This window comes from Butyricimonas synergistica DSM 23225, from assembly GCF_000379665.1.
In the GTDB taxonomy this organism is placed as follows: domain Bacteria; phylum Bacteroidota; class Bacteroidia; order Bacteroidales; family Marinifilaceae; genus Butyricimonas; species Butyricimonas synergistica.
The window spans coordinates 1,487,464-1,512,977 of sequence record NZ_KB903359.1; the positions used below are offsets into that span (position 1 = coordinate 1,487,464).

Genomic DNA, 25,514 nt, shown 5'->3' on the forward strand with positions numbered 1-25,514 from the left:
ATTCTAAAATCAGACACCTATATCATTGAGCCATATTATCCAACCGTTGATCTCTATCGCGATAGCAACAAAACCGCCCTTATCCTTGTACCGGATCTTCAAATCCCATTCACTCTGACGATCGAGAAATTCCTGCATGGATAGCGTGCTACCCGGGTACAAACCGTTTTTGATCTCTTCCAGCAACTCCATCAAGTCATATTCCCACAAGGAATTCCCGCCCGGGACATCACGCACCACGAGCTTATAATCATAGTCATCCCCATACATCAAGCGATTCGTGTTCAACCTCCCTTCCGACAGTTCTCCTGGCTCATCACCCGCCACGAGATCATAAGGCGCGTACGTCACTTTTTCTTTCAGCCTCGGGGAATTATCATGTCCGTACACTGCCCCCTCGGGAGTTTCCACGTCAAAAGTATAAACAGGAGTTCCCGCTCGTCCGCCTGCATTTTGCTCCGTTTCCACGAGCGACACGTTGAAACGGTTCGTGTTCTTCACCAAATTCACCGACCACACCGACAAATCCGCCTTGTAATCCACCTCTATCGTTTTCCCCACCCACAGGGGTGAGAATTCGTGAGACACGACACCCGTCGTCCGTTCCAATGCGATCCGCACCTCATCCAGCATCGTTTGCCCGGGCGAAAGGACGTTCCCGTTATGGTCTGAAACCCTGAAATGATCCGTCAATCCGCCCACCGTCAATATTTTATATTTCCCGAAATGAAGATCCCCTCCCAGAAACATCCGGTTCCCTCGGGTCAATTCCTCCCGCCGGGCGTGTTTTGTAAAAAGATACTTTCCCCCCTCGTCGAACACGAATACATCGACCGTCGAAACGTGCGGGTCAAAAAAGTCTTTATACTCCATGTTATAATCATAGACAAATTCGAGATATATCCCGCAATCATCCATATTGTCCTTGATTCGCTCACACGACAACAGAAAAACCGGAACGATGGCTATCAAAACCAGATCGATCAAATTTCGGTATGTATTCTTCATGTTCATATTCCCGCATTTTAAAGCCCGCCTCCGGCTTCTGATGTTTCTGAATAAAAGGAAAAACAATTTCGGTTCTAGTAATTGCCGATCGAGTGCTTGCAAAGTCAATCCGTGTATGGCAAGAATCACGAAATCAACAATCACGCCCCCGAAATCATTTAAATTCCAATCTCATTCTCCCAAATAATCCACTGCGAAACACTCACCGTAACTCCCAGATAACCTGTCGTTCCGTCTATCGGGTCTGTCGGGTCAGGATCACCTGGACCGGGATTATCAATATCCGGGTACCAGGGAGTGCCCGCTCCGTTGACAGAACCCAGCGTCAATTTATACCAGTTGTTCCGCACGACCCCGTATTTACCGAAATCCATATCCTTCGTCGTTTCATTATCATGCCGGATCTCGTAATAGTAATAAGCCCGCCCGCCTTGATACCAGCGAATCACGGGAGTCTTACCCTCCTTGATAACCTCGCCTCCATTCGGGATTTGTGCCAGATCGGTTTCTTTCAACGTGGCAAAGGTCGTCCCGACAAGAGTGACACCAGAATGTGTGTTCGCGTACGCTTTTATCTTACCGAACATCCTGTCACAAGCATCCTTTAGATTCGGTCCGGCACTAGCATCATTGTAAGCCGTTTGAAGTGCAGTAAGATTAGCATGATTCTTACCCGCAAAACTAAACCAATCCCCTTGTTTACTATGTCCGGGAGGATAATAGGTACCCTTAATCACCAAACGAGTGGCATTCCCAAATTCTTGTTTGACGGCACTCATCGTATTCTCGATACAATAAATCTTGTTCGGTGCCGTCATCCACGTGTAAGGAGCTGTCAGCACGGGTTCGTAAGTCACGCTATTGATCGTGGCTTTGGTAAGTCCTACCCCATCCGTGAAATTCGGGTCTTGGGTATAGAAACTCTTCGTGTAACTTCCCCCGGAGGTATGAGTAACCGATAGTAACGTTTTCTCGGCGAAAGGATAGAACGTACTATTTACAGCGTCAGGCACCCAACCGACAAAAGAGAAGGTCGCCCCAGCAGGCAAGACACTTATATTAGCATCATCATCTCCTTTAATCTTAAATTCAATCTTGGAAGCCAGACGTTCAATCTTAATCGTTACCCGGTTATCATCCAGCTCGGCTGCTTTTTTCGCTGCAGTCTCGTCTACATCTTCCGTCACCTTTTGAATTTTATCACCGATAGGAATCAGCGGGTCGGAAATCTTATCCCCCGCGTTCTTTCCACTTTCGTCACCGCTATTAATCATGGTGAAACCTCTCGTTATGGGAACAACCTCATCCGTGATCTCGCCTTTGGAAACACTCTTGATTGCCACGTTGAGCGTGGGGAAAGTTGTCTGTGCATTAATGTCATCGAAAATTTTCACCAGTTCGCTACCCGGGTTAGCAATCATCAAAAGTTTTGTTGCCGCCCCCGAAATCTTGATCGCGTCCGGCTTGGATGAAGCATTCTGAATTTTGATAAAGTACTCCGTTGTTCCCGGAACCCCGACGACATTACCAGCGTCATTGAAGACAACCACGTAAAGCGTTTTCAAGTCACTTTCATTCGCACCCGCACCCTCGCCCGAAGAACGAGCCGTTGTGCTCTCTGTTTCAATCTTGATGGAAACAAAAGCCATATCGGCATCCCCCGCCCCAAACTGCCCGTCGTGCTCTCCATCTTTTTCACTACAACCGGTCAACGCCGCTATCGCAAACATCGACACAAGAATCATCTTAATTTTCATCTGCGTGTTTTTTAATAAACTATAATCATATTCTTACTATCGAAGGATTTACTCAATCCCATACATTTCCCATTCTTTCATCTTTTCCTGAAACACCCCCTCGTCCACCTTGTAGCGTTCTATCAACCGCAGGAACTTGACAGCCTCAGGATTACCCGCCTGTCCCGCTCGCTTCGCGTATTGCTCTGCCTTATCCAACTCCCCGTTGAGCGCATGAAATGAAGAGAAATAAATCCAGGCATCCGGATCATCCTCCAATCCCTCGAGATACTCCAATGCCGCCGCAACATCATTGGACAGGTAACTGAACACCGCCATCGAGATTCGGCTCACCTTCTCCTCCGGGAACATCCTTGCTGCCGTCGCTATGACATCCATAAATTGCTTGCTTCCCGGCTCATACTCGTTGGCAAGCAGATAGAACTCGTAGAGTGACAACGCGCTAGGACGGGAACGGAACACTTCCTTTATCGTTTCCAGCGAATACTCGGGCACCGTGAAATCTATCCGGTAAGCACTCCGCCGAAGTTCCGGGAAAAGATTAGCAAGCACGTGGCGATACGTCCGTCCGTCATTCAACAATTTCAATTGTCTTTCGCGCTTGTCCAAATCCCCAGTATCTTCAATAATCCGAAGAATACTTTCTTTCTCGGTAGCCGTCATACCCGTGTCCTCCTCGACAAGAGCTTCGAATCCCGTCCAATCCTCCCCGAATCCCCGTGCCGACAATAACATCCCGGGGAATTCGTGATTCCTCCGAAGCCATCCCAGCAGGGAAGCGGCACGACGCTCGGACAAATCAAAATTGTATTTCCATCCCCCCTCCGGCGACGCGTAAGAAGAAATCGTCATCGAATTGATTTTCACCCCTTGCAGCGTTTTCACGTCTTCCAAACTCCGGCGTATCTTATCCAACTCCGCCTGATTATCAGCCAATGCGGGCTTTATCTCAGCGTTTCCCTCCGTGTAGATAATCTGGGCTTCCCCTGATTCCGACCTATATTTAATCTCTTCCCTTGGTGGCACGGGTATCGTCACGGGAAGATCATAGATACCCCGCACCGGCTTCTCGATAAACCGGATGCCCTCGGCTATCATCTCCATCGAAAGATGATGGAACTCGCACCGGCAATTACGGCGTTCCTGCCCGATAGCCACGTTGGCATTCCGCATCCAGTCCTCGATGGGAATCGTCGCGCTATACGCGATTTTCTGGTAAAAAAGTTTATTCCCCTTTGTTGTAAAAGAAGCATATACAGGCTCTACATACCCGGAAAGCCTTTCCGTCCTGTCCGCCACGGCTTGCTGAATCCTGCCATTGATAACCACGGGAAGCATTTTCCTCTCGTTCTTGCCATCACGAATCACCGGGAACAAATACATTTGTTCCCTCGGGGCAACCGATATCCCGATAGCCTCGATTTCCAGTATAGCACGTATACTATCCCGCTCCTGCCGAACATCTCGCACGACCACCCGCACGTCCGACGCCTTCTGTTGCGCCGCCAAGGTACCCGGGGCAACAAAAAATACAATTCCCCCTACCAGGGCAACCATCTTACTCTTTATTTTATCATTCATTCCCATAATCCACATCATTTTAGCAGAAATACCAACGTTAATCCCAATTTCGTCAGTCCGAAATAGTGTGCTTTCTTGTGACCGACAGAAGGCTGGCATTTCCCGCACCGGTACTTGTCATGCGACATATAAGCGTAACCTATCCCTACTGTGGTTTCCAACGACCACCGGGGGGCGATCAACCAATTGTAACCGTAGCTCACCCCGGCACCAATCAACCATCCCTCGTACCTGTTATCCTTTATCGTCTTGAAAGGACCGATACCTCCCACGTTGTAAGAAGCATAATGAGCGTGAATACCCAGAAAATGTCCCGTGAAGGGTTCGCATTTCCACCAGCGGAACTCCGGTTGCACGGCGAAATGCTTAAACTTCTTGCTGTCGCTGAAACTCCACAGGTTCAGGCTCGCGGGAATATCCACCGTGGTTCGCTTCCCGACTTTAAATTCTGCGCCAAAATTAACGGCTGCCATAGCGTCCATGAACAGATTATTCTTCAGTGCTACCTTTTGGGCATTAGCAAACGTGCAAACCCAAACCGCTGTTATTAATAATATAAAACCTTTCCTTTGCATACAGATTTAATTTTCTACAACAAAGGTAAACCATTGCTATCACCTGAAAAAGACAACTTTATCCCCTCTCACTCGCAGGAATTAGACCATACGGAGAAATTTCCGACAACCAGGAATTTTATTCCGCAGAATGGTCGGAAGCAGGCAACCGACTTCCTCCAAAATAGAGGAAACAGCCCCCTGCATTGATCCAAAACAGTGAAAAAAAAATGAAGACACTCGATTATTATACTTGAACGCTTTTTCATGCAATATTTAGCAAATTCGTTTGAAATTATAGTTATTTTTGATAATAGAATTAACATATTCTATCTTTAAATAAGTATTAAACAATACCACTATGAACAAAAAGGATCTCCACGACGAATTCATTGATGAATTGTGCAGGAAAATTCCCAAAAGGACAGATTTGATCAACCTGGTATCGGATATCTTGAGATTAGAGAAAGAATCCATTTACAGGAGATTGGCAAGGAAAGTAAACTTCTCCATCCGGGAAATGGGTATTCTAGCCAAAGAACTGAATATCTCGATCGACAGGCTGTTGTACAAGGAAGAGAGCCACCAGTGGATGCCCGTCGTGCTGGAAGTACCCGCGAAACTCCATTCGATGGATTCGCTTGCCGACATCATCGAGCACAACTTCAACCGTGTCAAGCGCATCAACGAGGATGCGCCCGGCGAGATGGGTAACGTCTACCACACCCTGCCCCTCGAATTTTTCCTCCACTCCCCCCTGATGACAAAGTTCATGTTCTTCAAATGGGGCAATTATTTCGTGCAATCCGAAGAGTTCAACCATTTCACTCAATGGGAACTTCCCTCCCGGTTATCCGCAATCATTGAAAGATATACCGAGATATTCAATTTTAGTGAAGTTTTCTACGTTTGGGATAATTCTCTAATCTGGGCTCTATCCAATGAAATAAATAATTTCCACAAGATGCACATCATCACGACACAAGAAAAAGAAGATATTAAAAATGAACTCCACGACATTTTATCAAAACTTGAAAAGACATTGAACGGGACTTATGTGCCCAATATTCCTCTGCCTTCCGAAACAGCCTTTTATGTTTCATCCATGAACATCGGTTTCACGAGTTGTTACTACGTGTCCGGCAGCAGGCACTTCGCCCTGTTTCAATCCAATTTCAGCTTTTCCATGATAGAAAATTCGCGGGAAGATTTTGGCAAGATAAAAGAGTGGATTCAATCTTTCTGTAACATCTCCACCTTGCTCTCCAAAAGCGGACGCTTTGAACGGCGGCTGTTTTTCAACGCCCAGAATAAAATAATAGATGACATTCTGGAATAAAACAATTGAAAATGCAGAATTGAAAATTAGAAATGAGCTTCACTTGCAAGGACTATTCCAGCTCCCCCTCTGTTTATAGAGGGAGAGCAGAATTACTCTCCGGCTTCGGTTAGCTTTTCAACCCTTCAATTTAAAATCTAAAATCGAGCGGAAGAGTAGTCCTTTTTGAATATTTACTCGAATTCTTCGGTATTCGCCTCCATGCTACCGAGAGGTTTCAAGTTAGAGGGGATCGTTTGTTCCGCATCATCCGAGAAATAAGGGAACACGTCCATGATTGTCGTGTCGGCAAGAGAAGCTATTTCAAAAGGCACCACGTAAGTAGACAAGCTCTTTTGCAAATTAGCCAAAGCACGCTCCAAGTCAGAACCCGCCACCAAGAAATATTGTGCAGACTTTTTCTCTTTCCCGCTGATCTGGTCGGCATCGATGATGTTCACTTTCGCCTTGAACCATTTATCGTCGTTCCCGTCATTCGACTCTACCAACTCGGTAACGTTCGACTTTTTTAATCCGGCAATATAGAAATCCCCCTGTATCATCTCTCTCAAACTCTCTGTGATTCTACTCTCCGCTTCCGTGTAAGACATGGCGTCCAACAAGTACGACTCGGACATTTTTCTCTCTTTTCCGTCCTCTCCCACTTTCACGTATTTCACTTTCGCTTCAAACCAATTTGCTGTCATTTCTTCTGTTTTTAATTTGTTTTATCGGACAGCAAAAATAAAATAATTCTGCCCAAAACGTACCCTCCCCTGAAAAATAAAAATTCAAATTACCGACACGCGGGGGATAACGCCATGTCGTGCATCAATCCCAACAATAAAAAGCCCCGAGAACTTTTATAAAAGCCCTTCGGGGAAAATCTCACAATCACCAACGGAGATTCACTACGATTATTTACGCACGCCCATCAGCTACCGCATCATCGGATTGCATAGCCGATTCTACAAGTAAAACGGATTTATCAAACACAAAAAAAGAGGCTTGGTAACAAGCCTCTTTTCTGTATCATATCGATAGATTAGTATCTTCTGTTTGAATTATAACCTCCGCGATTACCGCCTCTGTTAAACCCACCACCGCGGTTACCACCACCGTTTGATCTTTCTTCTCTCGGTCTGGCAACATTCACGTTGATTACTTTACCATCATATTCAGCGCCGTTCAATTCATCGATCGCTTTTTGTCCCATAGTATCATCAGCCAATTCAACGAAACCGAAGCCTCTTGATCTTCCTGACTCTCTATCCATAATAACTTTAGCAGAAACCACTTCACCGTAATCTGCAAACAAGGTGTTCAAATCAGCGTCATCAACGCTATAACTTAAATTTGAAATGTAAATGTTCATCAAGTACAAATTTTAATTGATTAATAAATAATGATTGAGAATTGCCATTGAAAAAAGTCTACTTAACGATACAAATACATTGATAGGAAAGTGATTTAAATACAAATAATTCAATTCAATCTGCAGACAAAGGTACTACTATATTTTAAACTAGCAAGTATTTATTGAAATTATTTTATTGAAAAAGTATTTTATCCTCCAATAATCCCAAAGTTATCCCACCCTTATATTACCTCTCGACCGTTACAAGCCACTTTCAACCTACTTGCATCCCCGTTCTCCAGCGGCGATACAAGTAGGTTATATCCGATCTGCAAGTAAGCAGAAGTAGTATTACCCAAGGATTACCCCGGGATTACAAGGGATACACGGACAATACGGGCTATCATACTCCCCGGCAAACATTGCCGGATGGAGATTTTTCCTCCTCCGGCAGCATTTTACGACTCAAAATTTCAAGATTAAACATGTATTTACTAATTTCGTGAAAAATTTAATCAGAACTGCATCATGAGAAATCTACTTATCATTACAGTCTTACTAATGGCATGGATATCGCCCTGCCTGGCACAGGAAAAATATACCCCCTCGCGAGAGAACCTGGAAAACCGGGAATGGTTCCGGAACGCTAAATTCGGGATGTTCATCCACTGGGGAATATACAGTATGTTGGGGGACGGCGAATGGGTATTAACCAACCAAAGCCTGAACGAACAAGAATACCAGAAATTGGCGGAAGGTTTCTACCCGTCGAAATTCGATGCAGACGAATGGGTACGGATCGCCAAAGATGCCGGGATGAAATATATCTGCTTCACCTCACGCCATCATGACGGATTTTCCATGTTCGACACGCGCCAATCGGACTACAACGTCGTGAAGGCAACCCCGTTCAAGCGGGATGTCATTAAGGAACTTGCGGAAGCCTGCCAAAAACACGGGCTGAAACTTTTCCTCTATTACTCACATATCGACTGGCACCGTCCCGACTACGCCCCGTGGGGACGTACCGGACGCAACACGGGACGCACGCCGTCCGGGACATGGGAAGATTACCTGAAATTCATGGACGCCCAACTGACCGAATTGCTCACGAACTATGGTTCCATCGGAGGCATCTGGTTCGACGGCTGGTGGGATAAACCGGACGCTGACTGGCAGCTGGAGAGACAATATTCCTTGATCCATCGCCTGCAACCGGGTTGCCTTATCGGGAACAATCACCACAAAGCCCCCTTCGAGGGCGAGGACTTCCAGATGTTCGAGCGTGACCTGCCCGGGCAAAACACGGCAGGATACTCCGCCGACGCGGAAATCAGTTCCCTCCCGCTGGAAAGCTGCGAAACGATGAACAACACGTGGGGATATAATATCAACGACCGGAATTTCAAATCGACCAAACAACTTATCCACAAGCTGGTAGGAGCCTCGGGCAATAACGCCAACCTCCTCCTCAACGTGGGTCCCCGCCCGGGGGGCGACTTTCCCGAAGGCTCGGTGACTCACCTGAAAGAAATCGGGGAATGGATAAAAACCTACGGCGAAACCCTCTACGGCACCCGCGCGGGTATCATCCCACACCAGGAATGGGGTGTTACCACCCAGAAAGGCAATAAACTATACATTCACATCCTTAACCTGGACAAAGCGAAACTTCTACTTCCTATCACGAACAAAAAAATAAAAAGTATCGTACAATACAAGGATAAACAACCGCTGAAATACACGAAAACCAAGGAAGGAATTTTACTCCAATTAGGAGAAGTCCCCACGGACATCGACCACGTGATTGAGATTGTTTGGCGATAATTCGCTTTTTCCCTCCTTTTTTCGTAATTTAGCGCCGTATAATAAAAAAAACAGGACTTATGTTTTCACAAGACGAATTCAAAAAGTATGCAACAAAGCATAAAGGCATCAGCAGCTTGAACCTACATCGTTTCGAGTCGGCTACTGCCAGCTATATATCCCCGACGATCATCGAGGAGCGCCAACTAAACGTGGCTAGCATGGACGTTTTTTCAAGATTAATGATGGACCGTATCATTTTCCTCGGCGTGCCGATCGACGACACCGTGGCAAATATCGTGATGGCTCAATTATTATTCCTGGAATCCGCCGACCCGACCAAGGACGTGCAGATCTATTTCAACACCCCGGGCGGTAGCGTTTATGACGGGCTGGGAATCTACGACACCATGCAATACATAAAATGCGACGTGGCTACCATCTGTACCGGTATGGCAGCATCCATGGGAGCCGTGTTGATGACGGCAGGAACCAAAGGGAAACGTTCTGCGCTGCAACACTCCCGTATCATGATCCACCAACCGATGGGCGGCGCCCAAGGTCAGGCATCCGACATTGAGATCACGGCACGGGAAATCATGAAATTGAAAAAAGAACTTTACCAAATCATAGCCGACCATTCCGGCAACCCGCTGAAAAAAGTGGAGAAAGACTCCGACCGCGACTATTGGATGACAGCCGCGGAAGCGAAAGAATACGGAATGATTGACACGGTTTTAACTCGAGATCACAAGTAATGCAAGATAAATGCTCATTTTGCGGAAGATCACGCGACGAAGTGGATCTTCTGATTGCCGGAATGGACGGTTTCATCTGCGAGATGTGCGCCCAACAGGCGTACGACATCGTGCAGGAAGAACAACGTAGCCACTCCACCCCTTTAGACGTGGATCACCTCGATGTCAAAAAACCGATCGAGATCAAGGAATTCATGGATCAATACGTGATCGGTCAGGACGAGGCGAAAAAACACCTCGCCGTGGCTGTTTACAACCATTATAAACGCTTGACCCAAAAGTCCGCGAACGACGACGTGGAAATCGAGAAGTCGAACATCATCATGGTCGGTCGCACGGGAACGGGGAAAACCTTGTTAGCCCGCACGATTGCCAAGATGCTGCACGTGCCCATGACGATCGTGGACGCCACCGTGCTGACGGAAGCCGGGTACGTGGGCGAGGACATCGAGTCCATACTGACCCGTTTGCTCCAAGCCTCCGACTATGACGTGGACGCCGCCGAGAAAGGTATTGTCTTCATCGACGAGATCGACAAGATCGCCCGCAAAGGCGACAACCCGTCCATAACCCGTGACGTCAGTGGTGAAGGAGTGCAACAAGGGTTACTGAAATTATTGGAAGGTTCCGTCGTGAACGTTCCCCCACAAGGCGGACGTAAACACCCCGACCAGAAAATGATTCCGGTGAACACCAAGAATATCCTTTTCATCTGCGGCGGAGCATTCGACGGTATCGAGAAAAAGATCGCCCAACGCATGAATACTCAAGTGGTAGGATTCACGGCAAGCAGAGAAACCTCTTTCCTCGACCGGGACAATATGTTGCAATATATCGCCCCACAAGACCTGAAGTCTTTCGGGCTGATTCCCGAGATCATCGGGCGTCTTCCCGTGCTGACTTACCTGGAACCCTTGGATCGCCAAGCCTTACGCAACATCCTCACGGAACCTAAAAATGCTATCATCCGCCAGTACATCAAACTCTTCGAGCTCGACAACATCGCATTGAGTTTCAACGAGGATGTCTTCGAATACATTGTCGACAAAGCGGTTGAATTTAAACTGGGCGCCCGCGGATTACGTTCCATATGCGAAGCCATCATGACCGACCTGATGTTCGAAATTCCCTCTCAGAATTGTGAATCCATCACGGTCACTAAAGAATACGCCGAGAGCAAACTCGACCGACTTACAGCTCAGAAGTTACGGGCGTAATTTCACCAGAACCGGGCAAGCCCGCGAGCATATAAACAATATGCCCCTCTCCCGACACTATGAATTTCAATCGTGGTGTCGGGAGATAATATTTTCCTCACGTGCAAAATATACTTTTTCACTTCCGATTCTTTACCGACAGACGCTTTCCCCCACAAACCCTCGAGCAAATAATCCTGTCCCGCGATCTCGTTACACTTGGCACACAATAACGTCAAAAGCATTCCGTCCAAAGGTTTCATTGTCATCGTCTTTCCCGTGATATGCAACTCTCGGGTCACGCTATTATACACGGTACTCGCGGACAATTGATACACGTACGGTTGCCGCGGATTACAACAAATCCGATCGTAAATACTCTTCAAGCGGGCTACCAGCACATCGGGAAGAGTCGTCTTACTAACAAAATCATTCGCACCCTTGTTCAACGCCGCCACCTCGTTCTCGGGTGTCGCGAAACTCGTGTAAAGCACAACCGGCGTATCTTGATCCATCCGCCGCACCATTTCAACCAATTCGATGCCGTTTTTCTTGGGCAGTTCCAAATCAAGCATCAAAATATCAGGTCTACGTTTCTGAAATGCCTCCCACGCCGACTTGCCATCCGGCACGACTTGCACGAGAAACCCCTCATGCTCCAGTACAGCCAAAGTTAACTCCACAGAATCCGGATCATCTTCCGCGTATAATATTTTAATTTCATTCTCCATCCCGTTGCTATTTGATAAGGTAACATAATCATAAAACGGCTTCCCCGCCCTTCTTCGCTTTCCGCCCAAATCTTTCCTCCATGTGCCTCTATCACGGACTTCGCCACGCTCAAGCCGATACCCGTTCCCCGAACTTGAGCCCGGTCACGGGGCAAACGATAACGGGTCTTGAATACCCGTTTCAAGGCGTTAGCCGGTATTCCCCTGCCATTATCCTCCACGCTCACCAAAATTCCTTTCTCCAGACCTTTGCCATGCAACACGACCTCCACGTGCCCGTCCGAATATTTCAAAGCATTTTCTATCAAGTTCTGGAACACGGTTTCCAACAACATCCTATCCCCCTCGATAAAAGCGGGTCCGTCCTCAAAATCCACCCTGATTTGAAAAGTCCTACCCGGAGGTACTTGCCAACGCCCGCTCTCAGCCAATTCTTTCAACAACTCGTGCACGTTCATCATTCCCGGATGAATAGACACCCCATGTTCACTCACCATCGTGGTCAACAACATACCGATTGTACCCTCGATTCGCTCCAACTGGTTAGCCAACAATCCCAAGCGCAGTCTATTCTTTTCCAAATCACCCGCGACCAATCCTTTCTCCAAAAGATAATTACACTTCAAAGCGTTCGCCACCGGCAACTTCAAATCATGCACGAAAGCCTGCACGAACAACTCCCGAAATGCCGTAGTCTTTTTCTCCCGCCAAAAACGACGTACTAGAAAAATGATACAAAAAAGCAACAATAAAAACAAGGTCATCACGAACATCACCCGATCACGCATCTCTTCCCAAAAATCATCCCACGTGAAATCACACGTGACCTCCAAAGTATCTTTTTCCAAAAATCCCAAATTCACAAAAAAACGACAAGACGATATGCCCTTGAACTCTCCGTACCGTAAACGCTTCACCTCATATTCCGAACTATCTCGAACACTTAACTCTAAAATTAAGCTATCTTTTCCCAAACGCTCCGCAACTCGACCCTGTATCCCCTTGTTTACTCTCTCCAATGTCCACAAACTCGTGTCCCGTACATCATACAACGGTCTACTGGACATCCATTGCATCGCAACATCATTTGTGACGTAATGATCTTCTCTCTTTCCATCAAACAAATAGGATATCTTTTTAGCTTCAGCGTCATACCCAACCAAGTATCCGTCTTTATGAGTTAACATGGAAAGTTCAACTACCGCATCCTCAACTACACTCTTATACTTATAAATATAATTCTCCTTTGCCTTTTGGAATAAACTATGTAATTGCCAACATTGGCTAACGATCAAAATTATCCCTACAATGACAACAAATATCCAAACTACTTTCAAATCTTTATACATACATCCTCTTTTCCAACTAAAGCAAAAATAAGAAAATATTTGCCACCTTTTTGCCACCTTTAATCATTTTTTTATACATATTTTCGTACCGACTAAAAACAATATATATAATGAAAAAAATCATACTTACTGCTTGCATTGCTAGTATCACACTAACCGGAATTCTTTGCAACATCAAAAAAACGTTGGCAAAAGAAACAAACACCACAACCACACCCACAACCTTAAAAAATATAGAACAACTTTCTTTTTCAGAATCTCACGATATTTCAATGTGCATAGAGGGACGAGGGTATTGTTATATCAACGGTAAACCACAAACCGGATTAAAACTAAAAGACTAACTCACCCATGAAAAACAATATACTTTTACACCTCATATTCGGTAGCCTATTATGGAGTTGTTCCATGGATAATATTGACCTATCCAAAAATAATAAGATCTCAACTTCACAAATATCCGATCTTTCCGTGCACGATATTTATCATACCCGAGGGCTTGTGAAATTCGGCAACACCCTCATCACTATATCACCGACCAACAATTATAACGCCATCTCTGTCGACATACAAACAACACAAAAGAATCGTTTTTTCCGTCGCAGATTTAGTGGGGGCAACAACATGTTTCAAGTTATGTCACTCAACTCCTATAACGGGCAATCCGTCACGGCATTGGATTTCAGAAGTGGACGCCTTATCGAAACCGCCATTACTCCTACACTCTCCCGGGTAGAGAGTACTCCAACCGAAACTATCATATCCCTGCCTATCGGTCAACAACATCTCGTTGCCGCCAAAACCACCACTTTCGTGATCGCCACAGGCCTATACTCGGCAGGACGCTATCTGTACTACTCGCTAACGGACAATAGCGCACGCTACTTCCTATCTTATCCCGATCATCCGGAATATCCCGAATTACAAGAAACCACGAAAGCCATGTTATACGCCAGCAATGTACTTCGAGTACGCCCGGACGCATCCGCTTTCGTCTGTGCAGATATGTACAGTGGTGTCATTGATTTTTGCAAAATCACCTCTTCAGGTACTATCGAGCGTACAAAAATGCACCGTCTGCATTTGCCCGAAGCCGATATCACGGAAACGCCCTCTACCAACGTGGAATATTATCGAAGCAATCGCTTCGGTTTTCCCGATGTAACTGTGTCACAACACCACGTGTACGCCCTCTATTCCGGTCATTCGTACCGTGATATGGGTAATTCCGCTTTAGATGGATACTCTCTACTCATCTACGACTGGGAAGGAAATCTATTAAAAGAATGTCTTCTGGACACACCATTGGCTAATATCTGTTACGATCCAAACGAAGACGCTCTTTACGGTATCTCCGCCAAACAATACACTTCATTAATCAAAATCAACATATAAAATGTAGATGTTGTCTTGTTTGTAAAGCATATCCATGCAAATGTTGCCGAATCTGTTGGAATTATCCATGCACTTGTCCTATCCCCACGGATCCAAACGTGTGTATGATCTGTCACAAGAATCCATGCGAATGTCAGCGGTGCGAATACTGCGGACGTTTACTTTGTTATGGAACATGTCTAAGTGGTGGAGAAAATCCAGGAAGTAGTACAGATCCACTAAAATATATTGAAAAGCGCACAGATCGATTCGCCATGAGTAATATACCACGGACCATGACACCTCAAGTATTAAACACTTGTGTAACAAGTATTATGGAATACATTATATGAAATATCTATTACTATCAATTATTATTACATTTGTTTTGCGCGATTCCATCGCGCAAAACAAATTAGATACCTTAATCTTATTACAAAAGGGGAAATGGGAATTAATTTTTCCTTCTCCAAAAAAAATTACAACAGGAATACAGTTTACCTCTAGCACTCTAACTCATTTTTTCACCTCAAAAAAGCTCATTCATCACATTTTCACATCACGAAATAAAAATAGTATACAACACCATTTTTATCTTTCACATCCCAAGAACTTCACATTTGATACTCTACAAAACGATAAAATCACAAGTAAAAAACACAAATTAATTGAAGATACCTCCATGCAAATAAAAGTCAACAACTATAATATCAGCTTCGATTCAACTAACGTCGGAAAAGTTCTCAACGGTAGTCATATTATTGCTATTAACTCAAATGGAAATATTTCTATATACCAAATACTTGAATTAAACCAACATTATTTAAAACTTAAAGACTCACAAACTTCTATAATACTGGAATTTACAAAAAAAAAAACGATAAAACATTACCCCTACAATAAAATCCTCTAAAAAAATAGCATCATGAAACAAACATTACTAATTTGCATTCTGTTGAGCATATCAATTACAACATTCGGGGAAAAGAAAAAAAATACCCTTAATCTATTACGCAAAAATACAAGACACGCAATCCATCCCGATCTAGACAATCATCATTCAAGTATCACTTTAAAATTTACTCGGAAACAAGAAATTTATAAACTCAAACTTGACACGGGGCAAAAAAAGCCACAGAAATATAAAATAAAAGAAGCCTACTATCTTTCTGAAACACCTAACACAAATTTCAATCAAACAAAAGTAGGGAAAATCAAAAATGGAAAATATTTAATCGTACGAGCTTACAACAGAGTCGAAACTTTTCGCATTCACCTATTGACTTCCACCTATCTCAAAATTGAATTAATTGGAGGTGCAATTCTTGAATACCAGAAAAAAAGGAAAAAATCAAATAAATCTACTTCCAAACTTTCGCAATGAAATACCTTTCCAAAATCACATCTAACCTACACTCCTTCGTGCTATCCCTAGTTGCAATATTCATGATATGCCTCCCTCTCATTAGCCCAATAGAGCACTTCATGCATGGCAACTAGAGCATGATCTTTTTATTCACACTAAGTTATGCGGGACTAATCATCTGTCTTCACAAAAAAACATTATTCCACTTCACTTCAATTGACCTATTTTTCACACTCTGGATCAGTTGGTGCGGGATAAGATTTTTCACCTCAAATACCCCTACTCCGGACACAGGTATTCTTCTCGAAAGCCTCGGCTTATGCCTATGGTATATATTCTTACGCACAAATTATCAAACCCGCAACATTCTCCTCGTGTTCATTCCCGCGGGAATATGCCAAGCAATAATAGGTATACTACAACACGGAGGATTAATAGCCTTGCGCAACACCTATTTCACGTTTACAGGAAGCTTCGAGAACCCGGGTCCCTACGGCGGTTTCCTCGCGATGGCATTTCTAATCACGATAACATACACGTGGTTACATTGGCATCATTTTCCTCTCAAGCAAAAAATAATTGCACTAACTATTCTTGTTACACAACTCTATCCCCTCATCGGAAGTAACTCCAGGGCAAGTTGGTTAGCCATTATTGTCGGAATTCTATATTTCTTTCACCATTACCTCTATCATTTACGCAAGTTCCAATGCCGCATTACCGAATGCATCATCATACTATTCTCCGGGATTGCGCTATTCTTCTTCCGACCTGATTCCGCCACTGGACGTATTCAGATATGGCAAGCCGCCATCAATATGTACCAAAAAGTTCCAATCATCGGTCACGGCATAGACTCCTTTCCAGCGACATACATGAACGCCCAAGCCGAATTCCTCAACAACAACACAAACACACTCAACGAATACCTCGCGAGTAACAACACGTACGCTTTCAACGAATTTATCCGCATCGCCTGCGAACAAGGATGCATCGGTCTAATTCTATTTTGTACCCTACTTCTTGTTCTATTCTTGCCCCCCACCACAACCACACACGGGAAAATAGCAAAAACTACACTGGGTGGATTCTTCATTTTTGCCTGTTTCAGTTATCCCGCCGAAATACTGTCATTAAAAATAATATTCATTTCACTAATAGCAACACTAGCTAATGATGCCAAACCCATGTATACCTTTCATACACATCGAAACGCCATGTACAAATTCACGGGAATCATCATCGGGATATGCCTCGTTCCCGTGATTCTCGAGTACAAGAGCAGAATCGATATAGATCAAAAATTACACTCGTTATCAATATCTACAAACAAAACACCCGACACTCTTTTGCAAAAACACTATAACAAGTATAAATTCTGCAAAGATTTCATTTTAGCCTATAGCCACATCCTATACCATGCCCAAAAATATAAAGAAGCCCAACCCCTTCTCGAACAAGCAGCTCTCTTGCAGCCCACGACCGATATTTTATGTGACCTAGGCAACTGCCACGCACGACACGGGAACTTCGACAACGCCCAACTTTGCTTCAAACAAGCCATCCGTATGGTACCTTGTTACTTAATGCCTCGCTATCAATTATTCTGCCTGTACAAAGAACATAACAAAACAGAACTTGCAAAATCTATCGCCCAAGAAATATTAGCCTTAAAACCTAAAATCACAAACTCAACCACGCTAAGTATCAAAAAAATCGTTAGAACATGGTGCAAAAACAATTCATAATTTCAAACTTATCTAATATCATGAATTACAACATCTACTACTTGCATTTCATACTCGTTTTTCTATTTATCTCATGCACGACCCAAGATACTCAACTTGAGCAAGCTTTATCCTTGGCTGGAAATAACCGACATGAATTAGAACAAGTCTTAACCCATTACTCCCACTCCGCCAAAGACTCTTTGAAACTCCGGGCCGCCCGATTCCTTATCGAGAACATGCCCGGACACTATACCTTAGAAGGAGATATAATTAATAAATACCGTGAAAAAATATACGCAGACAGCAATGCCAGCTATTTTTCTAAAAGAGCTCTTGAAATATCCATGACTCACATGAAAGAAATCCAACAAGTATCTCGCAAACAAGAAGATGCACGACACATAAAAGCCGCTTTTTTAATTCGCCATATCAACCTTTCATTCAAGAGATTAGAAGAATATTCTTGGTTACAAAACATTCCCTTCGACCTATTCCTTGAATACATACTCCCCTATCGGATGGGTCACGAACGCATAGACCTATGGATAGACTCACTTGAAATATCCCCCATATCTCTGGAAAAATTAAAACACTCGGATGACTTAAAATACACTATTGAAAACATTAACTACAACTTACAATTAAAAAATTTGAACAAACCGATTTCAAACGACCTAATATATCAATTATGCAAAAATTATATTTACAACGATTGTCGTTTTAAAGCCATCTACAACAATTTTTACTCGCGAGCTATCACTATACCCTCCGCAATTGACTGCATTCCCTATTACGCAAATCGTAACGGTTATCATTATTGGAATATCACCATGTCCCCGGAAGCAAGAAACACAACCATTCCGATGGCCCTAGAACGCAAATCATCTAAAATATACAGAAGAACTTACTCCAGACAGTTCACATTAACCCCCAAAGAAGGCGAATATATCCCCGAGTTTTTCCAAGACCCATTCTATAAAGACGTCAGTAACGAATATATGTATACCGCCAATATTCACGTTCACCCGTATCTACCCGTGAAAAAAACACCCAATTACGCCTACCTAAGCGTGTTCTGTAACCTCAAATGGCAACCCATCGCCATCGGTGAACTAACCTCTACTGGTGCAGATTTTAAAAACATGGGGAAAAAACTGGTCTACTTACCCGTTCATTATCCCAAACGACAAATGACACCATTACATTATCCATTCATTTTAAATCTAAATGAAGAAATCAAATATCTTATTCCGGATACCCTAGCGAAACAAAACCTCCGGCTATACAGGAAATACCCCTTATCCAATGCAATATACAATTATAACAAACAACTGGAAACAACAATCATAGAACTATCCGAAACCTCGAATTTCAAATCTCCCGACACACTTAGTATAACATCGAACATTGCCGGTACATACTGTGAATGTATCTTAAATAGCAAGAAATTATATCGCCATAGTCGAATAGAGATTCCCATGGGATGCGCATGTGCTGAAATAATATTCCTTGATTCCAATAACCTCCCGATTCCCGTACAAATAGATTCAACTTTTATTGCGGGATTTGATGGCAACCCGTTAACCAATATCAACAGACGCTACAACACACCTAATATTTTAGCAAATTTTCCTCATCCTGTCCAGCTCTCCAAAATCATCATTCTTCCCCGGAGTGATGGCAACGGAATCTATCCCGGGGAAGAATACGAACTTTTATATCATGATTTAAAAGGATGGCAATCACTGGGACGACAAATTGCAACGGACTATTATCTCGATTATAACAACGTTCCCCGGGGAGCACTCTATTGGTTACACAACAGAACCAAAGGAGTGGAAGAAAGAATTTTCACGGTTGACGAAAAAGGAGAAATTCGTTTCTATTAACTTCATTCAACATGAGTTCGATGATAACATACCATTATACTCCGGGATTCCGCACGTAATCATACCGAGAACCCACTATAATCCCAAAGAAGATTAACCCAAAACATACCCCACTCCCGTTCTCGCTCCGTTTTTGCCGTAGACATTCTATAATCTTTGATACAGAAACACTATAGCGAAAACGGCAGCAACACGACAGTGATAGAGGATTACCCCGGATTTTCCACGGTTCCTCTTTGGGTCTTCTGTTTTATTGCCGAAGATAAATATTCTCAGTCCACTGTTCCCGTCAAATCCCGGATAACCACCGAGGCACAAAAACACCCGAACACGGGGGGCATATAAGAGATGGTGCCCACGTTCGATTTTTTGTTCTCGCTCTCGCTTAACACGACTGCCTCGGGATCGACCTCCTCGGGGGAAAACACCACCTTCACTCCCTTGTAGACGCCCAGCTTGTGCAACCTCTTGCGGAGCATACGGGCAAGGTTGCAATTATACGATTTGGAAATATCCGCGATGCTTACCCGCGTCGGATCCATTTTGCCCCCGGCACCCATGCAGCTCACGATGCGATAGCCCTTTTGCAGGCTATGGTAAATCAAAAAAATTTTGGGTGCCAGCGTATCGATGGCGTCAACCACGTAATCGTACTTCGCCATTTCCAAAATCTCGATCATCCGGTCGTCCTTGATAAAATCGTTTATCACGTGAAGCCGGATGTCCGGGTTGATGTCCCGGAAACGGGCAGCCATGACCTCCGCCTTTGCCTTCCCGATATTGCTGTCCAATGCGGGCAACTGGCGGTTCTTGTTCGTCACGTCCACGATATCCCCGTCAATAATCGTCATCTCTCCCACTCCCGCACGGCACAATTGCTCCGCGGCATACGCCCCAACACCGCCCAATCCTGCCACCAGCACGTGTGCATTCTTCAACATCTCCAATCGCTCTTTTCCCAAAAGCAATTCCGTTCTACTCAACCAATCCATCATTTTATCGCAAATACTTTTTTATAATTTTCCAACATCATTCGCTTCAACTCTTCCACATCAAGCCCCAGCACACCGGAAGCAGCCCGATAAATAACGCTGATCTCAATTTCTTTGTCATCATTTTCCAGAAACAACCTGTCCGCGGGAACTTGCCGTATCAAATGAAAGGCATTCGATCGTGCATTCAAGAGTGCCGCCCCGACAGAAACGTGAAAACCGTGACCCAATAACTGTTGCAATATCTGTTCATTGTTATTAAACCCGTGAATAATCCACGGAACCGTGGACTTCGTTTTTCCCCGGATGGCAATCAATTCCGAATACGCCTTCACGCAATGAATAATCAAAGGTTTCCGGTATCTTTCGGCAAGGGCAACCTGAGCCTCCAGAATCCTTCCCTGTTCCTCTATACTAAACGGAGAGCGACGGTCTAAACCGCACTCCCCGATAGCTATAACTTTATCTAATTGAATTGTATCCTCTATACACGCTAAAGCATCCTCGCCGACTTGTTCCAACTTCATCGGGTGAATACCCACGGAATAAAACACTTCCAGACCTTCTTCCCGCTCCCGCTGATTCTCCTTGTCAATCCATGCATTTCCCTCTCCAACATCCTGGATATTGATTCCCTCACCGGTATGGTGCGTGTGTATATTCACGTACGGATTCAAATCCTCGAATTATTTCGTTTCCTTGTTACACATGATATTCAAGATCGTCTTGTCCGTTTCTTCCATTCCCTTCGTACCGATCAGTCCCACGTTACGGATGGTCCGCTCGATATCCTCCTCCACGATCCCGTCATTGTTGGTTTTGATGCCCCGCATAGACAACAAAGCAGCCTGCACGGCAGCAGACACGCCGGAATACACTTTCAAGGCACATCCTTGTTTCGCCCCGTCACACATCATTCCCGTCAGGTTGGAACACATCGTTTTGATCGCGTTGACCATATTTTCATACATACCGCCCATCAAGTAAGTGATAGCCGATGAAGCCCCCGTTCCGGCAATCAGGATACCGCAGAGAGCCGAAAGATGTCCCATGTAATGATGGATATGCACGGCGATCAAGTTACTCAACGCCAACGCGCGAGCCAATTGCTCGCGGGAAGCCCCGAACGTTTCGGCTGCCACCACCACGGGCAGGTACACCGTGATTCCCTGGTTACCGCTACCGGAATTGGTCATCACCGGTTTCGGGCAACCATCCATACGGGCATCGGAAGCAGCCGTCGCGCGAATCAACGTGCGGTTCAACAAATCGTCCTCCAATAATCCCTTGTCTATATTCTCTTTCAACGTCTTACCAATCTGCAAACCATACTCGGATTGTAACCCCTCGGCTGAAATGGCCTTGTTCATCTCGGCACCTTGCAGCACGAACTCGATATCCTTCACGTCCACCTCGTGAACGAAATCCCAAATACGTTTCACGCTTAATTCCGGCACTTTATCTTCTTCTTTTGCCGTATCCAACTTGAATTCCCTCTTGAAAAGTTCCTCCCCGTTCTTCTCCACAAGAATAATATTCGTGTGCGCGTAGGCGATAATCACCTTCACCTTGTCATTTCCTTTCGTTGCCAACGCCTCGGCATACAACTTATCCGGCGCATCCATTTTCAAGGAAACCGTAACATGACTCAACATATCTTTGGCACGTTGCAGGTTATCGCCCACGTTGACCTCCTTCAACACTTCCAGCCCGTACTCGGACTTCCCGCAAACAGCCCCCAGGGCGGCAGCGATAGGCAAGCCCACCATTCCGGTTCCGGGAATCCCAACACCCATACCATTCTTGTAAATATTGCCACTAACCAGTACGTCCAAATGCTCAGGTACACCCCCTAATACTTCTTTACACTTAGCACAAGCCAGAGCACAAGCTACTGGCTCAGTACACCCCAAGGCGGGAACCGCCTCTTTCTTCAATATTTCAATGATTTGTTGATCTGTTACTTGATTCATCTTTTCCTATTTTATTCATGTAGAATGTTTCATATTCACGGGTACAAAAATAGTGTTATTTATCTATTTTTCTACCACAAAAAGACAATTTATACTATCTTTGTCGATTGAAGTCGAATTAGTTGTATCACGATAGACATATGTTCATGAAATCAATACTTATTGTTATAATCCTATTTATCGCCAATCAAACCTGGGCACAGACAGACACCATCACCCCAGCAAAACCGGCTGTTGACTTTTTGAAACAACTCACTCAAACCGATTCGGTCACGGGCGGGCAAGTCACCCTCCACGGGGACCCGAAGATTGAACAACTATTGAAACTGCAACTTTCGATCAACAAGAAGGAACAAGCCTTCCAAGGTTATCGCATCCAGATATTATCATCGAGTTCCTACAACGTGAACATCGACACGCTGAAAAGTTACACGCGACGGTTCGAGGAAGAATTTCCGGATATCCGCGCTTACCTGCAATACACGGACCCCGATTTCAAAATCCGTGTCGGCAACTTCCGTACCCGTATCGAGGCAATTCCCGCGTTAAAGCGTATCCGCAAGAAATACGCCGGGGCGTATCCCGTGAAGACCACGATCTACTTGCATGAATTGAATCCCGTACAGCAACAGGACACGATACCTACCCTACCACCAATTCATTCAACTTCCTCTCTTCCTCGCTAAAATCAATAGACGGGAAAGAGCGGGATATGGCGGCAATCTCCGTCAGCAAATTCTTCACCAATCGCTGGTAATCACTGGAATGAGGATCAAAAGGACGATGCCCGACCGCCTTGTTTATCCGTCCGATCCGGTTCATCAATCCCAGCACCTCGGGACTGATAAAACTATAAAGAAAACGTTCCCACATGTAATCAATCGTGAGGCTCGACATATGCAGCATATCATCCGCATAGAAACGGTAATCCCGCAACTCGTCCAACACGATCTCGTAAGCCGGGAAATAATACACGCCCCCCAACTTCTCCCGCAGCCGGTCGATCGCCAACAACAAAGTCGCCTTACTCAACTGGTTCCCGTGCGCACCATCCTTCCAATGCCGGATAGGGCTTACCGTGAACAACACCCGGATTCCGGGATTCACTTCTCGCAAGCGCCCGATCAACCCGGTGTACTCGTCCACGATCTCATCCACGCTCAAACGATAACGCTCGAACTCCTGCGAGGGGATTTTATGGCAATTCGACACCACCACGCCTTTCCCCGTGTGCCGGTACACCCACGCCGTTCCCCACGTGATTACCAGCAAATCCAAGGAACGAATTTCCCTCGTGGCACGTTCCAACCTCCGGTTAATCTTATCCAAACACTCCCCCGCGTCCGTCGACGAGAAAGAACCATGGTGATACAGGCTCACCCATTTATCCCCGACCTGTATCAAGTCCTCCTGTTTAAACTCCTTTCCTTCCACGATCAAGCGCAACACGTTAGCCACCGAACGGGGATTATACACGATCCCGCAAGGATTCACATCGACGCCGAACTTGTAATATGAAAACTTACCACCCATATTCTCCGCGAAACATGATCCCAACATCATCAGTTTGGAATTATAATCGATCATGAAATCGGGAGTATCAATATTAACCTTCGTCTGCAAATTCATATCTAATCTTATTATAAATAATCTCTCCTTCTCTACAAAGTTACATTTTTTACGCTGATTTTCTCCATCATTTTTATACTTTTGTCAAAAATTTCACGCATGGGTATTATCTCCGTCTTAATGATCGCCATAGGGTTGGCAATGGATAGCCTCGCGGTAAGCATCAGCGGGGGAATCGTCATGCAACCTTTCCGCATGAACCAGTCTTTGCGCCTGGCACTTACCATGGGAATATTTCAAGGAGGAATGACCCTGCTCGGTTGGTTACTCGGGGTCAGCTTCAGCTCGTACATCACCGCTTTCGACCACTGGATCGCGTTTATCCTGCTCGGCTTTCTCGGGGGCAAAATGATTTACGAGTCCTTCGAGGAGGAAGAAACCACCATCTCGTCCTTTTCCAACAAGACCCTCATCACGCTTGGCATCGCCACCAGCATCGATGCCTTGGCTGTCGGGGTCAGCATGGCATTCCTGAAAACAAGCATTTATTTCCCGGCATTCATGATAGGCTTCGTGACCTTCACGCTCTCCCTGCTCGGGGTGATCTGCGGTTATCGTTTCGGCAAAATCAAAGGCATCAACGTCGAACTCTTTGGCGGCATCATCCTCATTGCCATCGGGATAAAAATACTTGTCGAACATCTCATGGAATAATTTTCAATTTTCAATTATATTCGTATCTTTGCATTTGCATAGCGAAGGGGCAGACCTGGATTTGACAGCATGATGAATAGGTATGTAAGCATGTCGGGCGTAGTGAAGCCGGCCCGTTAATCCCGGACGCAAAATTTTAATTGGCGAAGAAAATTACGCTCTTGCTGCCTAATCGAAGCATAGTAGATTGAGGCTTAATCTTCACTCAAGGTAGTGAAGACAGGACATCCCGCTGGCGGTCCCACCTTGTACCAACCAGCATCCGGGGTGCAGGCAACACAAGGTTAGTCAACGTCCCGCTTCGTGACGTTGGCGAAAATTTAGAAGCTAAGGTATAGTTTGGGTGCTTTTTTCCGGGCTATATTCGAAAACCAATAAAAAGCTATGCATGTAGAAAGCATATTGATTCCGTGTTTGGACCAGGGTTCGATTCCCTGCTGCTCCACCCCTTCAAGAAAAAACGACTGGTTGCCAGTCGTTTTTTTAAACACC

The 25,514-nt window shown here is 44.9% G+C and carries 23 protein-coding genes and 1 other RNA gene; 12 read left to right on the forward strand and 12 right to left on the reverse strand.

Going from position 1 to position 25,514, the window contains the following annotated elements; translation table 11 throughout:
* Window positions 1-9: 9 nt before the first annotated feature.
* The 4 genes from A3CY_RS0106490 to A3CY_RS0106505 all read right to left on the reverse strand — a co-directional run bounded on the left by A3CY_RS0106490 (window position 10) and on the right by A3CY_RS0106505 (window position 4,921).
* Window positions 10-1,014, reverse strand: coding sequence for a FimB/Mfa2 family fimbrial subunit (locus tag A3CY_RS0106490; RefSeq protein ID WP_155828200.1), 1,005 nt, complete (start codon window positions 1,012-1,014; stop codon window positions 10-12).
* A gap of 152 nt (window positions 1,015-1,166) precedes the next feature.
* Window positions 1,167-2,765 carry an Mfa1 family fimbria major subunit gene (locus A3CY_RS0106495; RefSeq protein WP_018337102.1) on the reverse strand — a complete coding sequence of 533 codons (1,599 nt, stop codon included), beginning with the start codon at window positions 2,763-2,765 and terminating at the stop codon, window positions 1,167-1,169.
* A gap of 48 nt (window positions 2,766-2,813) precedes the next feature.
* Window positions 2,814-4,352: an OmpA family protein gene (locus tag A3CY_RS0106500; RefSeq protein WP_155828201.1), complete on the reverse strand. Its 1,539-nt coding sequence runs from the start codon at window positions 4,350-4,352 to the stop codon at window positions 2,814-2,816.
* An 8-nt stretch (window positions 4,353-4,360) separates the two neighbouring features.
* Window positions 4,361-4,921 carry a DUF3575 domain-containing protein gene (locus A3CY_RS0106505; RefSeq protein ID WP_018337104.1) on the reverse strand — a complete coding sequence of 187 codons (561 nt, stop codon included), beginning with the start codon at window positions 4,919-4,921 and terminating at the stop codon, window positions 4,361-4,363.
* 340 nt (window positions 4,922-5,261) lie between these two features.
* Here A3CY_RS0106505 and A3CY_RS0106510 point away from each other — a divergent pair, with 340 nt between their 5' ends.
* The gene (locus A3CY_RS0106510; RefSeq protein ID WP_018337106.1) at window positions 5,262-6,239 is read left to right on the forward strand and encodes a hypothetical protein; all 978 of its coding nucleotides are present in this window, start codon (window positions 5,262-5,264) and stop codon (window positions 6,237-6,239) included.
* 173 nt (window positions 6,240-6,412) lie between these two features.
* On the opposite strand, the gene A3CY_RS0106515 is transcribed toward A3CY_RS0106510, so the two are convergent.
* Both A3CY_RS0106515 and A3CY_RS0106520 read right to left on the reverse strand, forming a co-directional pair.
* Window positions 6,413-6,925, reverse strand: coding sequence for a DUF4494 domain-containing protein (locus tag A3CY_RS0106515; RefSeq protein WP_018337107.1), 513 nt, complete (start codon window positions 6,923-6,925; stop codon window positions 6,413-6,415).
* Window positions 6,926-7,263: 338 nt separating this feature from the next.
* A complete protein-coding gene (locus A3CY_RS0106520; RefSeq protein ID WP_018337108.1) occupies window positions 7,264-7,593 on the reverse strand; it encodes an RNA recognition motif domain-containing protein in 330 nt (109 codons plus the stop codon).
* Between the two features lie 510 nt (window positions 7,594-8,103).
* Between A3CY_RS0106520 and A3CY_RS0106525 the strand changes: the two genes are divergently transcribed.
* Genes A3CY_RS0106525 through clpX form a run of 3 tightly spaced genes read left to right on the forward strand, consistent with a single transcriptional unit; the run spans window position 8,104 to window position 11,356 of the window.
* Window positions 8,104-9,402, forward strand: coding sequence for an alpha-L-fucosidase (locus A3CY_RS0106525; RefSeq protein ID WP_026207391.1), 1,299 nt, complete (start codon window positions 8,104-8,106; stop codon window positions 9,400-9,402).
* A gap of 59 nt (window positions 9,403-9,461) precedes the next feature.
* The gene (gene clpP / locus A3CY_RS0106530; RefSeq protein ID WP_018337110.1) at window positions 9,462-10,139 is read left to right on the forward strand and encodes an ATP-dependent Clp endopeptidase proteolytic subunit ClpP; all 678 of its coding nucleotides are present in this window, start codon (window positions 9,462-9,464) and stop codon (window positions 10,137-10,139) included.
* Window positions 10,139-11,356 (forward strand): ATP-dependent Clp protease ATP-binding subunit ClpX, encoded by a 1,218-nt coding sequence (gene clpX, locus A3CY_RS0106535; protein WP_018337111.1) that lies wholly within the window; start codon window positions 10,139-10,141, stop codon window positions 11,354-11,356. Before clpP ends, clpX begins: the two co-directional genes overlap by 1 nt.
* A 2-nt stretch (window positions 11,357-11,358) precedes the next feature.
* Here clpX and A3CY_RS0106540 read toward each other — a convergent pair whose 3' ends face one another.
* Window positions 11,359-12,066 carry a response regulator transcription factor gene (locus tag A3CY_RS0106540; RefSeq protein ID WP_018337112.1) on the reverse strand — a complete coding sequence of 236 codons (708 nt, stop codon included), beginning with the start codon at window positions 12,064-12,066 and terminating at the stop codon, window positions 11,359-11,361.
* Window positions 12,009-13,415 (reverse strand): sensor histidine kinase, encoded by a 1,407-nt coding sequence (locus tag A3CY_RS0106545; protein WP_018337113.1) that lies wholly within the window; start codon window positions 13,413-13,415, stop codon window positions 12,009-12,011. The genes A3CY_RS0106540 and A3CY_RS0106545 overlap by 58 nt, the downstream gene beginning before the upstream one ends.
* A gap of 110 nt (window positions 13,416-13,525) precedes the next feature.
* On the opposite strand from A3CY_RS0106545, the gene A3CY_RS22890 reads away from it, so the two are divergent.
* The 5 genes from A3CY_RS22890 to A3CY_RS0106575 all read left to right on the forward strand — a co-directional run bounded on the left by A3CY_RS22890 (window position 13,526) and on the right by A3CY_RS0106575 (window position 19,774).
* Window positions 13,526-13,759: a hypothetical protein gene (locus A3CY_RS22890; RefSeq protein ID WP_155828202.1), complete on the forward strand. Its 234-nt coding sequence runs from the start codon at window positions 13,526-13,528 to the stop codon at window positions 13,757-13,759.
* A 7-nt stretch (window positions 13,760-13,766) separates the two neighbouring features.
* Entirely contained in the window at window positions 13,767-14,810 is a 1,044-nt protein-coding gene (locus A3CY_RS0106555; protein ID WP_018337115.1) for a BF3164 family lipoprotein, read from the forward strand.
* A gap of 904 nt (window positions 14,811-15,714) precedes the next feature.
* Complete coding sequence (locus A3CY_RS0106565; RefSeq protein WP_018337117.1) at window positions 15,715-16,173, forward strand: hypothetical protein; 459 nt, start codon at window positions 15,715-15,717, stop codon at window positions 16,171-16,173.
* Between the two features lie 356 nt (window positions 16,174-16,529).
* Entirely contained in the window at window positions 16,530-17,903 is a 1,374-nt protein-coding gene (locus A3CY_RS0106570) for an O-antigen ligase family protein (RefSeq protein ID WP_018337118.1), read from the forward strand.
* A gap of 20 nt (window positions 17,904-17,923) precedes the next feature.
* The gene (locus tag A3CY_RS0106575) at window positions 17,924-19,774 is read left to right on the forward strand and encodes a hypothetical protein (RefSeq protein ID WP_155828203.1); all 1,851 of its coding nucleotides are present in this window, start codon (window positions 17,924-17,926) and stop codon (window positions 19,772-19,774) included.
* A gap of 272 nt (window positions 19,775-20,046) precedes the next feature.
* Here the strand turns inward: A3CY_RS0106575 and A3CY_RS0106580 are convergent, their stop codons facing one another.
* Genes A3CY_RS0106580 through A3CY_RS0106590 form a run of 3 tightly spaced genes read right to left on the reverse strand, consistent with a single transcriptional unit; the run spans window position 20,047 to window position 22,739 of the window.
* Window positions 20,047-20,769, reverse strand: coding sequence for a tRNA threonylcarbamoyladenosine dehydratase (locus A3CY_RS0106580; protein WP_018337120.1), 723 nt, complete (start codon window positions 20,767-20,769; stop codon window positions 20,047-20,049).
* Window positions 20,766-21,443: a TatD family hydrolase gene (locus tag A3CY_RS20390; protein ID WP_018337121.1), complete on the reverse strand. Its 678-nt coding sequence runs from the start codon at window positions 21,441-21,443 to the stop codon at window positions 20,766-20,768. Before A3CY_RS20390 ends, A3CY_RS0106580 begins: the two co-directional genes overlap by 4 nt.
* Before the next feature lie 9 nt (window positions 21,444-21,452).
* Window positions 21,453-22,739 (reverse strand): L-cysteine desulfidase family protein, encoded by a 1,287-nt coding sequence (locus A3CY_RS0106590; RefSeq protein WP_018337122.1) that lies wholly within the window; start codon window positions 22,737-22,739, stop codon window positions 21,453-21,455.
* Between the two features lie 146 nt (window positions 22,740-22,885).
* Here A3CY_RS0106590 and A3CY_RS21920 point away from each other — a divergent pair, with 146 nt between their 5' ends.
* On the forward strand, window positions 22,886-23,425 hold the full coding sequence (locus A3CY_RS21920) for an SPOR domain-containing protein (RefSeq protein ID WP_169503573.1): 540 nt from the start codon (window positions 22,886-22,888) through the stop codon (window positions 23,423-23,425).
* Here the strand turns inward: A3CY_RS21920 and A3CY_RS0106600 are convergent.
* On the reverse strand, window positions 23,382-24,368 hold the full coding sequence (locus A3CY_RS0106600) for a GSCFA domain-containing protein (RefSeq protein WP_018337124.1): 987 nt from the start codon (window positions 24,366-24,368) through the stop codon (window positions 23,382-23,384). The two genes, A3CY_RS21920 and A3CY_RS0106600, sit on opposite strands and share 44 nt — an antisense overlap.
* A gap of 99 nt (window positions 24,369-24,467) precedes the next feature.
* Here A3CY_RS0106600 and A3CY_RS22445 point away from each other — a divergent pair, with 99 nt between their 5' ends.
* A complete protein-coding gene (locus A3CY_RS22445) occupies window positions 24,468-25,022 on the forward strand; it encodes a manganese efflux pump MntP (protein ID WP_065219749.1) in 555 nt (184 codons plus the stop codon).
* 46 nt (window positions 25,023-25,068) lie between these two features.
* Window positions 25,069-25,470: a transfer-messenger RNA gene (gene ssrA, locus A3CY_RS22450) on the forward strand.
* Window positions 25,471-25,514 lie beyond the last annotated feature (44 nt).